The organism is Streptomyces profundus (assembly GCF_020740535.1).
GTDB classification, from domain to species: Bacteria; Actinomycetota; Actinomycetes; order Streptomycetales; family Streptomycetaceae; genus Streptomyces; species Streptomyces profundus.
In genome coordinates this window covers 4,601,539-4,613,939 of the sequence record NZ_CP082362.1, presented here as the reverse complement: position 1 = coordinate 4,613,939, position 12,401 = coordinate 4,601,539, and the positions used below count along the sequence as shown (strand labels likewise).

Annotated in this window: 11 protein-coding genes; 6 read left to right on the top strand and 5 right to left on the bottom strand. The window is 73.1% G+C overall.

Annotated elements, in window-relative coordinates; translation table 11 throughout:
- The first annotated feature begins 6 nt into the window (after positions 1-6).
- Both K4G22_RS20365 and K4G22_RS20360 read left to right on the top strand, forming a co-directional pair.
- Positions 7-1,176, top strand: a complete 1,170-nt coding sequence (locus K4G22_RS20365; protein ID WP_228081728.1) for an AAA family ATPase — start codon at positions 7-9, stop codon at positions 1,174-1,176.
- The gene (locus K4G22_RS20360) at positions 1,173-2,021 is read left to right on the top strand and encodes a DUF7192 family protein (RefSeq protein WP_228081727.1); all 849 of its coding nucleotides are present in this window, start codon (positions 1,173-1,175) and stop codon (positions 2,019-2,021) included. The genes K4G22_RS20365 and K4G22_RS20360 overlap by 4 nt, the downstream gene beginning before the upstream one ends.
- Before the next feature lie 18 nt (positions 2,022-2,039).
- Here the strand turns inward: K4G22_RS20360 and K4G22_RS20355 are convergent, their stop codons facing one another.
- Complete coding sequence (locus tag K4G22_RS20355) at positions 2,040-2,768, bottom strand: vWA domain-containing protein (protein WP_228081726.1); 729 nt, start codon at positions 2,766-2,768, stop codon at positions 2,040-2,042.
- 98 nt (positions 2,769-2,866) lie between these two features.
- Here K4G22_RS20355 and K4G22_RS20350 point away from each other — a divergent pair, with 98 nt between their 5' ends.
- Positions 2,867-4,768, top strand: coding sequence for a serine/threonine-protein kinase (locus tag K4G22_RS20350; RefSeq protein ID WP_228081725.1), 1,902 nt, complete (start codon positions 2,867-2,869; stop codon positions 4,766-4,768).
- Positions 4,765-6,183 carry an MFS transporter gene (locus K4G22_RS20345; RefSeq protein WP_228081724.1) on the top strand — a complete coding sequence of 473 codons (1,419 nt, stop codon included), beginning with the start codon at positions 4,765-4,767 and terminating at the stop codon, positions 6,181-6,183. Before K4G22_RS20350 ends, K4G22_RS20345 begins: the two co-directional genes overlap by 4 nt.
- Here the strand turns inward: K4G22_RS20345 and K4G22_RS20340 are convergent.
- From K4G22_RS20340 to K4G22_RS20330, 3 genes are all read right to left on the bottom strand, one after another.
- Positions 6,147-6,524: a hypothetical protein gene (locus K4G22_RS20340; RefSeq protein WP_228081723.1), complete on the bottom strand. Its 378-nt coding sequence runs from the start codon at positions 6,522-6,524 to the stop codon at positions 6,147-6,149. The genes K4G22_RS20345 and K4G22_RS20340 overlap by 37 nt on opposite strands.
- Before the next feature lie 93 nt (positions 6,525-6,617).
- Positions 6,618-8,159, bottom strand: coding sequence for a pectate lyase family protein (locus K4G22_RS20335; protein ID WP_228081722.1), 1,542 nt, complete (start codon positions 8,157-8,159; stop codon positions 6,618-6,620).
- Between the two features lie 446 nt (positions 8,160-8,605).
- Positions 8,606-9,049: a winged helix-turn-helix transcriptional regulator gene (locus K4G22_RS20330; protein ID WP_228081721.1), complete on the bottom strand. Its 444-nt coding sequence runs from the start codon at positions 9,047-9,049 to the stop codon at positions 8,606-8,608.
- 151 nt (positions 9,050-9,200) lie between these two features.
- Between K4G22_RS20330 and K4G22_RS20325 the strand changes: the two genes are divergently transcribed.
- Positions 9,201-10,109, top strand: coding sequence for an NADP-dependent oxidoreductase (locus tag K4G22_RS20325; protein WP_228081720.1), 909 nt, complete (start codon positions 9,201-9,203; stop codon positions 10,107-10,109).
- Positions 10,110-10,224: 115 nt separating this feature from the next.
- Positions 10,225-10,983, top strand: a complete 759-nt coding sequence (locus tag K4G22_RS20320) for a class I SAM-dependent DNA methyltransferase (protein WP_228081719.1) — start codon at positions 10,225-10,227, stop codon at positions 10,981-10,983.
- Here the strand turns inward: K4G22_RS20320 and K4G22_RS20315 are convergent.
- Positions 10,946-12,154: an MFS transporter gene (locus tag K4G22_RS20315; RefSeq protein WP_228081718.1), complete on the bottom strand. Its 1,209-nt coding sequence runs from the start codon at positions 12,152-12,154 to the stop codon at positions 10,946-10,948. The two genes, K4G22_RS20320 and K4G22_RS20315, sit on opposite strands and share 38 nt — an antisense overlap.
- Positions 12,155-12,401: the final 247 nt, after the last annotated feature.

The following is a 12,401-nucleotide window of genomic DNA, read 5'->3' as shown; positions in this document are numbered from 1 at the left end:
GGAACGATGCGCGCCAGAACGGAAGCAAGGATAAGGAACCTGGCCTGGGACGCGGTCAAGGACGCCTGGGAGAACCCCGTGGGCGGTGGTCCCGGGCCGCTGCGGCTGGCCGTCGACGACCACGTCAAGGCCGCCGTGGAGACGGCCGTCGAGTCCGCCGTCGAGCAGGCGGCGGTGGAGCCGGACGAGGGCCTGGTGTCCCGGTGGATCGACGAACGGCTGGCGGACGACGGGGAGTTCAGGCTCCGGCTGCTCGCCGAGGCCGCCGAGGTCGGCGAGCGGAACGCGCAGCGCGCCCTGGAGCGGACCAAGCTCGACTTCCTGGCCTTCGCCCGCGCCCGGGCGGAGCAGATGTTCCAGGAGGCGGTGCCGCCGGTGATCGAGATCAACACCGGCCACGGCCCCTCCGTCCGGCTCCCCGAGACGAGCCACCGGGTGCTGCCCGATGTGCTGCTGGTGCTGAAGGCCCGCTGCCACGCGCTGCTGGTCGGCCCGGCCGGCACCGGGAAGTCCATGCTGGCCCAGCAGGTCGCCACCGCGCTCGGCCTGGAATTCCACGCGATCTCCCTGGGCCCGACCACGCCGATGAGCAAGATCTTCGGCTACTACGACGCGCACGGCACCTACCACCCCACCCCGTTCCGCCGGGCGTTCGAGCACGGCGGGGTGATGCTGCTCGACGAGTTGGACGCCGGGCACCCCGGGCTGCTGTCCGAGCTGAACCAGGCCCTCTCGCTCGGCGTCTGCGCGTTCGCCGACGACATGGTCGACGCGCACCCCGACTTCCGGGTGATCGCGACGGCGAACACCTACGGCACAGGACCCGACCGGCAGTACACCGGCCGGCAGGCGCTGGACGCGGCCACCCTGGACCGGTTCACCATCGTCGAGGTGCCGGTGGACGAGCGGCTTGAGGAGCGGCTGACGCTGGCCCACGCCCCGTCCCAGCCGCTGGCGGCCCGCGCCGTGCTGGAGCGGGTGCGGCGGCTGCGGTCGGCGGCCGAGCGGAAGCGGCTGCCGGTGATGTTCTCGCCCCGCGCCAGCATCGACTCCGCCAAGCTGCTCGAAGCCGGCGCGCGCGTCGAACAGGTCATGGAGTGGCGGGTGTTGCGCGGCCTGTCGGCGGCGCACCGCGCGGCGCTCGACCCGGAGGAGACGGCCGGGGACGGCGGATGAGGCCGGCCACCCCGGTTCGGCTGCCGCCGATCTGGTCCTGGGGGGAGTTCCTCGAACTGGCCGCCGGGCCGACGTGGCTGCCCGACGGGCACTCCCGCAAGAAGGACGACGAGTGGGCCGGCGGGGGCTTCGCCGAGGCGCTGCGCCTGGCCACCGACGGCTGGGTCAGGGCGCTGCCGGAGACCGATGTCAGCATCGCCACGCTGCGGGAACGCACCGGGCAGCGGGTGCGGACCACCGTGCTGGAGCCGCGCTGGGACGTCACCGGCAGCGAGGTGGACATCGCGGCCTATCTGGCCGGCGAGCCCGAGTGCATGATCGACGCCGTGCCGCAGGTGACGACCACCGTGGGCCGGGTGGTGACGCTGCTGGTGCCGGCGGTCTGCGCCGCCACCACGCCCAACGCCTACATCCAGCACCGGGGGTTGGCGCTGGCCGCGCTCTGCTCCGCGATCGTGGGGGCCGGGCACAGCGTCGAGGTCTGGTCGGGGTGGGCCAGCAACCCGGGCGGTGAGCGGCATCTCGCGGTCGCGCGGGTGATCTCGCCGTCGGAGCCGCTCGACCTGGGCCGGCTGATCTTCGCCATGGCGCATCCGGCGATGCTGCGTCGCCTCTGGTTCGCCGTCTGGGACGTCCAGCCCGAGCCGATCGCCCGGACGATGGTGGACGCCAACTACGGTCAGCTGCCGTTCACCTGCTACCCGGACGATCTGCCGGACGGCGTGGAGAACGCCTACGTCCTGCCGTATCTCGACAAGACGGAGGACCAGTGGGAGACGTTGGAGTCGGCGCTCGCCTGGTGCCAGGACATGTTCGTCGACCTCGGTCTGGTCCGCTCCGGCTGACCTCCACCGGGCCTTTCGTCAGCGGACGATGCCGGCCGCGCGGCTCGCCGCGAGCCAGTCGGGGAACTCCTCCATCAGCCGGTCGTAGAGGTCCGAGTCGCTCCAGGCCCCCGGGGCGGTGCCGGCGGCGAAGAAGCCGGCGTTGTCCACGGCGCGCCTGGCGGGCACCGGCAGCTCGTCCAACTTCCGCAGAAACGCGAACTGTCGGTCGTCCGGCTCGCCGAAGCCCACGAACTGCCAGAAGATCGGCAGCCGCGACGCCTCGCACAGCAGCTGCTCGGCGGCCCGGCGGGACGTCGGGCCGCCGTCCGTCTGGAAGATGACGAACGCCGGGTCCGCGCCGCCCGACGCGGCGTGGTGGTCGATGACGGCGCGCATCGCGAGGTGGTAGTTGGTGCGCCCCATGTGTCCGTAGGAGTCGTGCAGCGCGGCGATCCGGCCCCGGTAGGCGTCGAGCGAGAGCTCGGCGACGCCGTCCACATCGGTGGAGAAGAAGACCACCGGCACCACGCCGTCGTCGTCCAGGTTCGCCGAGAGCGCGAGCGCCTGCTCGGCGAGATGCTGCACCGTACCGTCCCGGTAGTAGGGGCGCATCGACCCCGACCGGTCCAACACCAGGTAGACGGCGGCGCGTTGGCCGCCCAGCCCCAGCTTGGCCAGCGAGACACGCGCCGACTCGTAGGCGCCGGCCAGCGCTTCGCCCCCCACGGCCCGCACCTTCTCCAGGCTGATCGCCCCAGGCCCCATCGCCCCACCCCTCTCGCCGTCCCGGCACGCTACCAGTCGCCGACCGGCATGGCAGGATCGAAGGACATGCTTCGGCCAGGGGCTACGGGGGGGGCGTCGTGCAGGAGTTGAGGCCGGGCGATCCGGCCACGGTGGGCGCCTACCGCTTACTGGCCCGGCTGGGCGCCGGCGGCATGGGGCGGGTCTATCTCGGGCGCGCCGCCGGCGGCCGGCTGGTCGCGGTGAAGCTGGTGCACCCGGGGCTGGCCGAGGATCCCGACTTCCGCCGCAGGTTCGCCCGCGAGGTCGCCGCGGCCCAGCGGGTCGGCGGCCGGTGGACGGCACCGGTCCTCGACGCGGACACCGCCTCCGAACGCCCGTGGGTGGCCACCGGCTTTGTGCCGGGCCCGACGCTGCGGGAGGTGGTGGAGTCGCCGCACGGCCCGCTGCCGGCGAGCACCCTCTGGCCGCTGGTCTGGGGGCTGAGCGAGGCGCTGCGCGCCGTCCACGCCGCGGGGCTGATCCACCGCGATCTGAAGCCGTCCAATGTGATGGTGACGCTGGACGGTCCCCTGGTGATCGACTTCGGCGTCGCCAAGGCGGTGGACGCCTCGGTGGCGACCAGGACGGGTTCGGTGCTCGGCTCGCCGGGGTTCATGGCACCCGAGCAGGCGCGGGCCGGCGAACTGACCCCGGCGGCCGACGTGTTCAGCCTGGGCGCGGTGCTGGTGCACGCGGCGACCGGCACGGCGCCGTTCTCCGGCGGCGAGGTGCCCGCACACGTGGTGCTCTACCGCGTCCTGCACGAGGAGCCCGAACTCGGCGCGCTGGACGGTTCGTTGCGCGAGCTGGCGGTCGCCTGCCTGGCCAGGGACCCGGCGGCCCGGCCCACCGTCGACCAGGTCAGCCGGCTGGCCCAGGCGCACACCGAGACGCATCCGGCGGGCGGCTGGCTCCCCACCGCCCTGGCCGCCCGGCTGGGGCGGGAGGCGGTCCGGCTGCTCGCCGTCGAGGACCCGCCGACCGCCCCACCACCGCCCCCGGCACCCGACTTCCCGCCGTTGCCACCGCCCTCGGCACCCCCCGCTCCCCCGGCCCGCCGTGGCCGCCGCGCCGCGCTGGCGGCTGCGGCGGTCGCCGTGGTGACCGCGCTGGTGGTGGCCGTGGTGGTGACCCGGCTGGGCGACGAGGACGAGCCGACGGGCCTGGGCGCCTCGGAGACGCCCACCGCCGAAGGCGGGGAACCCGCCACCGGCGACCCGGAACCGCCGTCGCACGACGGGCTCCCGGCCGAGATCCTGGAGGCGGGCACGATCACGGTGGCCACCCCCGGGCCCCACCCCCCGCTCTCCTATCCGGACGACGAGGCGGCCGGCGTGGACCGCGAGATCGCCGCCGCCATCGGCGAGTTCCTCGGCGTCGAACTCGTCTTCCAGCAGGTGGAGTTCCTTCAGCTGGAGACGGTGGTGCTCGCCGGCCAGGTGGACCTCGCCTTCGATCTGGCGGACACCGAGTGGACCAGGCAGCAGGGCCTCGACCTGGTGGACTACTACCAGGCCGGCAATGTCCTCCTGGTGAACGAGACCTCGGGGAACACCACCGGCCTCCCGGAGCTGTGCGGCGGCACGGTGGTGACCTGGCCGAGCGACGAACTGGTCGACCTGGTCGAGGCGACCATCGACAACTGCGGCCAGGGCATCGACGTGCGGCCGATGACCGACGAGCTGGCCATGTTCGAGGCGGTGCGGAACGGGGACGCCGACGGCGCGCTGGTCAGCTATCTGACCGCCGCCCACCACACGAGCGAGGGCGAACGGGCCGAGGATCTGGTGGTGGCCGGGGAGCAGTGGGAGGTCATCCCGTTCGGCATCGCGGTCAACGCCAACGAGGAGGCGCTGCGCGACGTGGTCCAGGAGGCCCTCCAGACGCTGATGGACGACGGCACCTACGCGGAGATCATGGAGCGCCACGGCCTGGCGGAGTGCGCCGTGACCGAGGCGACCGTCAACGCCGCCGGGTGAGGACCGACATGGCGGTCGGCGGGCGCGCGCTGTTCACGCTGCTCGCCTCGGTCCAGGCGGCGCTGCTGATGGCGATGATGGTGCTCGGGGTGGCGCTGCCCGAGGTGCGCGAGGCGCTGTCGTTGACCGCCGACGAGCTGGCGCTGGTCAGCGCCGCCTATCCGGTGTCCTTCTGCGGACTGCTGCTGCTCGGCGGCCGGTTGGGGGATGTGTACGGGCATCGGGCGGTGTTCGGGGCCGGCTGTGGGGTGTTCGTGGCCGGTTCGGTGGGGGTGGGTGTGGCGGTGGGGTTCGGCTCGCTGGTCGCGGCCAGGTTCGCGCAGGGGGCGGGTGCGGCGCTGGCCGCGCCGGCCGCGCTGGCGCTGGCCGGCGGTCTGTTCGACGATGCGGGGGCGCGGCGCCGGGCGGTGGCCCTCTGGGGTGCGCTGCCCGCCGCCGGCGGGGCGCTGGGTCTGGTGGCCGCCGGGCCCGTGGTGGCCTTCGCCTCCTGGCGCTGGGTGACCGCGGTGCCCGTCCTGGTGGTGACGGTGGCGCTGGCGGCGGTGCGCCGGCTGCCGGCGACGCGGCCGGTGGCCGGTCAGCGGGTCGATGTGCGCGGCGCGGCGCTGGTCACCTGTGGGCTGGCCGCCTGCTGTTACGGGCTGATCCGCGTCACCTCGCCCTCGGCGCGCTGGACGGCGCTCGCGCTGCTGCTCGCCGGCGCCGTGGCCCTGCTGGGCTTCGCCGCCCTGGACCGGCGCGGCGACGATCCGCTGGTCCCGCTGTGGCTGTTCGGCTCGGCGGGGCGGCTGACGGGCCTGGTCGCGCTGGGCGCCGGGGCCGCCGGGGTCTTCTCCCTGTCGTACTTCCTGCCGCTGCATCTCCAACAGAACGTCGGGCTCTCCCCGTTGGGCACGTCGACGGCGTATCTCCCCTACGCGGCGGTCCTGTTGGCGGCCTCGGCCGTCTCGGGGCGGGTGACCTCCGCGTGGGGTCCCCGGCGCACCGCCCTCCTCGGGCTGCTGACCGCTTCGGTCGGGCTGGCCCTGCTGAGCCTGATCGGCGTCCAGAACACCTACTCGGCCGCGCTGTTGGCGGGGATGCTGCTCTTTCCCGCGGGGGTGACGCTGCTCTTCTCCGCCGGCGCCGTGCTCGCCCTCGACGGGGTGCCGAGCTCGCACGCCGGCGTCGCCGGCGGCCTGCTCAACGCGGCCGTGGAGACCGGGCCCACGCTGGGTTTCGCCGCCCTGGTCTCGCTGGCCGCCGGCGCGACCGCGCTGACCGGGGACGGCCAGGGCGACGCGGCGGCGCTCTCCGCCGGCTACGGGACGGCGCTGGCGGCGACCGCCGTTGCCTATCTGCTGCTCGCGGCGGTCGTCCGCCCCCCGAGGCGCCCAGCTCAGGAGCCCGTTTCCGGCCCCTCCGGCAGCCCGTAGCAGGCGATGCCGAAGTCGACGATCGAGTTGAGCCAGGCGTCCTGGTCGTACTCCCCCTCGCCCAGGGACACCAGTTCGGCGGCGGCCTCCCGGAACTCGGCGTCGTCCGAGTCCCGCGCCCATCCGTCGATCCGCTCGGCGTGGACGCCACGGTCCGAGGTGGCCTCGGCCAGTTCCTGCATGTGGTCGGAGTAGTAGGCGCAGGCCTCCCACTTGCTGTCCTCCTCGTCGCCCGTGGCCAGCACGACCACGGTGACGACGACCGCCACGAGCGCCACGGCGCATCCGATGAGCAACCAACGCCCGTTGCGGCGGGCGCTGTTGGGTCCGCTACTGAACATCGCCCCATTGTGCACCGCCGGCCGGGGCGCCGGCCGCGCGCCAACGCCCGGCCAGAGCAGCCTCGCTGCCCTGACCGGGGGTCTTGGGGGCCGCTACGCGTAGGTCTCGTACTCGGCGACCCTCGGCGTGCCGCTCGCGCTGCTGATCTCGAAGGTGATCTTGCGCAGCGAGGTGGTGGCGAAGGTGACGGCGCCGGCCCCGTTGCCGGTGGCCAGCACGGCGCCGGTGTCGGCGTTCAGCAGCCGCCAGTTCCCGATGGTGCCGGCCGAACCGGCGGCCTCAACGATGTTGACGGCGGAGACGGCGGTCGCCGTGCCCCACTTGATCGAGATGGAGCCGGTCGAACCGGTCGGCGACCAGTAGGTGTTGAGGTTGCCGTCCCGCACATGGCCGTAGGAGGTGCCGCTGGCCTTGCTGCTGCCGTCGGAGTCACCGCCGAGGCTGAGGTTGGTGCCACCGGGCGGGTCCGTCGGGTCCGGCGGGTCGGTGGGGTCCGGCGGGTCGGTCGGGTCCGGGTTCTGCGGCGTGCAGTTGCCGTCCGACACCCGGTTGCCCTTGTTGGCGCCGGCGGTGTCGCGCACCACGCTCGGCACGCAGTTGGCGGCGTCGGGGCTGAAGGAGTAGGGGATGGAGACCGACGTGTTGGACTGCGGGTTGGGGCCGGCCGGGTTGTTCTGGTTCCCCGGGCTGGACCAGGTCACGTTGTCGAAGATGTTGCCGTTGACCTGCCAGTAGCCGGCCTCGTTGGTGTAGAAGGTGCCGAGGACGTCCTTGGAGTCCTCGAAGTAGTTGCTGTCCACCCTGGCGCGCGCGCCGGCCCGGGAGTTGATCCCGGAGTCGTTGACGCTCAGATAGTGGTTGTTGTACATGTGACCGATGCCGCCGCGCAGCAGGGGCGCACGGGAGTCGATGTTCTCGTACAGGTTGTGGTGGTACGTGATGTAGCCGTTCGACGTGTCGCTCTCGCTGGAGCCGACCAGCCCGCCCCGGCCCGAGTTGCGCAGGATGCTGTAGGACAGCGTGACGTACTGCGTGTTGTTCTTCAGGTCGAAGAGGCCGTCGAAGCCCTCCGACTCGCCGCCCGACGCCTCCAGGGTGACATGGTCGACCCAGACGTTGCGGACGTTCGCCTCCATGCCGATGGCGTCACCGCCGTTGGACGTCGGCGAACCGGACTTCTTGACGTTCCGGACGGTCACATTCTGGATGATGATGTTGCTGGACTCCCGGACGTGGATGCCCAACTGATCGAAGACAGCGCCGTTTCCGACACCGACAAGCGTGACATTGCTGATCTGCTTGAGTTCGATCACATTGTCGGCGGTGTTGCAGCTGCCACCGGACACCTTGCTGGTGTTGCCGTGGTTGATGGTCCCCTGGACCTCGATGACGATCGGGGTGCTGCTGCTCGCCCGGCCGCACAGGGCCTCGTGGATGCCCGTGCCCGTGCTGACGCGGACGGTCTGGCCGCCGGCGCCGCCGGTGGTGCCACCGTTCTGGGTCGCGTAGCCGGTCGCCGAGCCGGTGGCCGCCGACGCCGCGGGCGCCGAGAGCACCACACCGGTGGTGGCCACCATGGCCATCAGAGCCGACGCCGCGAGGAACTTGAGTCGCAGCGCGATTGGTTGTCTCATCCTGGGTTCGCCTTTCGTCTTCGAACAGCGGGTGCACGACGTGCTGTCGGCCGCGCCCCGGAGGGCACGCCGAGCAGACGCGGGGGCGTCGGGTGACCGAAGGGGACGCGGCATGCCGAGGTCACCGCCCCTGCGGAGCGCTCATCAGATCGGGGGGTCAGCTCCTGGTCGGGCGGAGCTGAGATGAGGTGCGGTGAAGGAAGAACAGGGAGAAGGGGAGAAGGGGAGAAGGGGGGAAGGGAGAAAGGGGGAATGGGGGGTGGAGAGAGGGGGGTGGCGATGGCCGCCGAGCGGGCGGCGAGTAAGCGCTTGCCGTCAGGGGCGGCGTCCCTCCGCCCCATCCGGCTGACTCACTGACCACAGCGTAGGGGCGGGGTTCGAACAATTCAGCGCGGGGCGTGGACAATACCGCGCTGAACCGCTCCCACCGGGGAGAACGTGCCGCGTCAGACGTCCTCGCGGCCGTCGTAGCTCTCGCGGTGGGTGCGCACCTCGTCCATATGCGCCTCCGCCCACACCTTGACGCCCCGCATCACCTCGTGGAGCGAGAGCCCCAGATCCGTCAACTCGTAGGTGACGGTGACCGGCACGGTCGGCGTCACCGTGCGGGTGAGCAGGCCGTCGCGCTCCAGGGAGCGCAGCGTCTGGGTGAGCATCTTCTGGCTGACGCCGGCCAGCCGGCGGGAGAGCTCCGAGTAGCGCAACGCCCTGGGCTCGCCCGGGCGCACCCCCTCCGGATGCGGGCCGTCACTGCCGAGCGCCGCCAGCACCAGCGCCACCCACTTGCCGGAGATCCGGTCGAGGAGTTGGCGGCTGGGGCAGCCGGCGAAGAACGCGTCGTACTCCCCCTTGGCCCGCTCCCGCCGCTGGGCCGCCGTCGTCGTCGGCATCGACCGTCCCCTCTCACTCTTCCCACGAGGTGGGCTACGCACCTGTAAGTGCCTACTTCCCCTTGGGGAGTTACCCAACCATTGTGGAGTCACAGCACGGTCATCCCCCAGCACGGCTGCCCCAGCGGGCGGCCTTCCACCGGAGGCGAACATGCCCAGCACCTTCCGCACGGCGGTCATCCGCACCCCCGGCGGCCCCGACGCCATCGAGATCACCGACGTGCCCGTGGTGGAACCCGGGCCGGGAGAGGTCCGGGTCGCGATCGCGGGGGCCGCGGTCAACCCCGTCGACCTCGGCGTCGTCGCCGGGGTGTTCCACCAGCTGGGCCTCGTCAACCAGCCCGAACACACCGGGCTCGGCTGGGACTTCGCCGGCACCGTCGTCGCCACGGGCCCGGACGTGGACCTGCCCGTCGGCAGCCGCGTCGCCGGGCTCGTCACCGGGTTCGACCGCGACTTCGGCACCTACGCCGAACAGTTGGTCGTCCCCGCGCGGGACACGGCGCCGGTGCCCGACGGGCTCGACCTGACCGAGGCAGCCGCCGTCCCCCTCAACGGCCTGACCGCCGCCGGGATCGTCGACCTGCTCGGCGAAGGCGCCGGGCGGAGCCTGCTGGTGACCGGCGCCGCCGGCGCGGTCGGCGGCTACGTCCTGTCGCTGGCGGCGGAGCGCGGCTGGCGGGTCACCGGGCTGGCGCGGGCGGCGGACGAGGAGTTCGTGCGCGGCCTCGGCGCCGAGTTCCTGACGACGGCCACCCCCGGTTGGGACGCGGTGGCCGACGCCGCCACGCTCCAGGAGGAGGGCGTCGCGCTGGTCGCCGACGGCGGCCTCTTCGTCGGGGTGCGGCCGGGCATGGCGCCGGCCGCCGAACGCGGCGTGACCGTGGAGGTGGTGGGGGTCGAGCCGGACCGCGCCAGGCTCGCCGCACTGCTGGACGCCACCGCGCGGGGGGAGTTGCCGGCACGGGTGCACGCCGTCCTGCCGCTCGACCAGGTCGCCGCCGCGCACCGCGCGGTCGCCGAGGGCGGCGTGCGCGGACGGTTCGTGCTGCGACCGTAGAAGCCCGGGCCCGGGCGGGAACTTCGCCGCCCGGCGGGCCGACCTGTTGGGTGTGCCCTCGGCGATCGGCGGCCCTTCGGGCCGTCGCCCCCAACCGTGTCGGGAAGGAAGCCTCGTGGAGAACCACGGTCCGGAGACCTATGGCGAGTTGAACGCCGACATCTACGACGAGTGGCACGCCACGCTCGACCCCACCGAGGCCGTCGACGCGTTGGCCGGGCTGATCGAGGAGGGCCCGGCGGGCCCGGTGCTCGAACTGGCCGTCGGCACGGGGCGGGTGACGATCCCGCTGGCGGCGCGCGGGGTCGACCTGTGGGGCGTCGACGCCTCGGCGGCGATGGTGGCCCGGATGCGCGCCAAGCCGGGCGGGGAGCACATCCCGGTGGCCATCGGCGACATGGCGGACGTCGACCCGGACACCGACGCGGCGTTCGCCATGGTCTTCGTGGTGTTCTCCACCTTCTTCTTCCTGCTGACGCAGGAGGAGCAGGTCCGCTGCTTCACCAACGTGGCCAGGCGGCTGCTGCCCGGCGGCCGGTTCGTGCTGGAGTGCCCGATGCCCGATGTGGCGCGCTACGACCGGAACCAGCGGGTGGAGGCGCACCAGGTGGGCCTGGACCATGTCCGGCTCACCGCCGTGCGCCACGATCCGGTCGAGCAGCGCTTCGAGGGCCACCACGTGCTGATCAGCGACGGCGGGATCCGGCTGGCGCCGGCGTTCATGCGGTACGCCTGGCCGGCCGAACTCGATCTGATGGCCCGCCTGGCGGGCCTGGAACGCCGTCATCGGTGGGGCGGTTGGCGCGGGGAGCCGTTCCGTGGCGAGGGCTCCTATGTCACGGTCTACGAGCGGCCGGCCGCCTCGGACGGCTGAGCCGGCGGCCGGCCAGCAGCGCCAGCGGCGGGAGCAGGAGGCACTGGGCGGCGACGGCCAGCCAGAACCAAGCGAGCTGGTCGGCGCGTTCGAGGAGACCGTAGAGGTTGCCGCCGAGCACGCCGCTGGCCAGCGCGCCGATGCCGACCGCGAGCCGCTGCTGGCCGAAGGTCACGGTGGCCGAGCGCCGCGAGGAGGCCAACGCCTCCAGGTCGTTCTTCAGGAACAGCACGGCCGTGCCGCCGCTCATCGCCAGCGCGCCGACCGCCACCCCGGCGGCGCTTCCGCCGGCGATCGCCACCATGCCCAGGGCCATGCAGCCGAAGCCCGCCGCCATCGCCGCCGGATACCGCGCCAGACCGATCCGCCGCGCCAACAGCGGCTGCCCCAGGGCCAGTCCGAGCGCGTATCCCATCATGATCACGCCGAAGAGGGTGGTCGGCAGCCGGCCGTCCACAAAGATCGAGAGGTACTGGTAGAACTGCATGTAGAGGTAGTGGGTCAGCACGGTCACCGCGAACGGCAGCACCGCAACGCCGCGCAGCACCCGGCGGAACGGCTCGACGGCCGGCCCCTGATCGAGCGGCGGCTCGGGCCGCAGCAGGCAGTGGCCGATGGCGAGCGAGGCGTAGAGCACGGTGGTCAGGGCGAAGAGCCGGGTCGGTTCGTGCAGGAGGAAGGCCCCGACGACGGGCCCGAGGGCGATGCCCAGCTGGCCGGCCGCGTTGCCGGCGGACACCAGCCTCGGACGCTCGTCGACGCCGGCGGACTGCACCAGATAGCCCCGGTAGGCGGGCGAGTAGAGCGCGCCGGCGCCGCAGCTCAGCAAGAGCCCGAGCAGCGTCAGCGCGGGCCGGCCGACCCCACCCAGATAGGCGGCGGCACCGAGCAGATAGCCGAACGTGGCGAGCGTCAACGTCCGCTTCAGCCCGAAGCGTTCGGCGAACGCGGCGGTGAGGGGGGCGCTGGCGAACTGGGCCAGCGTGGCGATCCCGAGGACGACGCCGACCTGGGCCATCCCGACGCCGAGCCGGTCCCGCAGCAGCACGGCCAGATACGGGTAGACCGCGAAGGTGCCGACGTTGACGAGCAGCCCGCCGGCGAGCAGCGCGAACCGCGCGCCACCGAGTGCCTCCGGCGGTGACGCGGCTCTGACGCGGCGCCCGCCCATGAGTGACCTCCGTTCGACGGCCGGGTCGGGCACGACGCCGACGCGACGGACACCCCACGCAAGAACTGGTCGTGCCCCCACCCGGAAAAGTTCCCCCACGGCGCCCCACCACCGTGAACACGGCGACCGGCCACCCCCGAGCCAACCGTCCCGGGACCGGCCCCCCGGGGCCCTGCCCCAAACCCCGCCGGGCGCGCCACACGCCCCGACCGGGCTCTCGGCGCACCGCCCCGAACCCCGCTGGAGG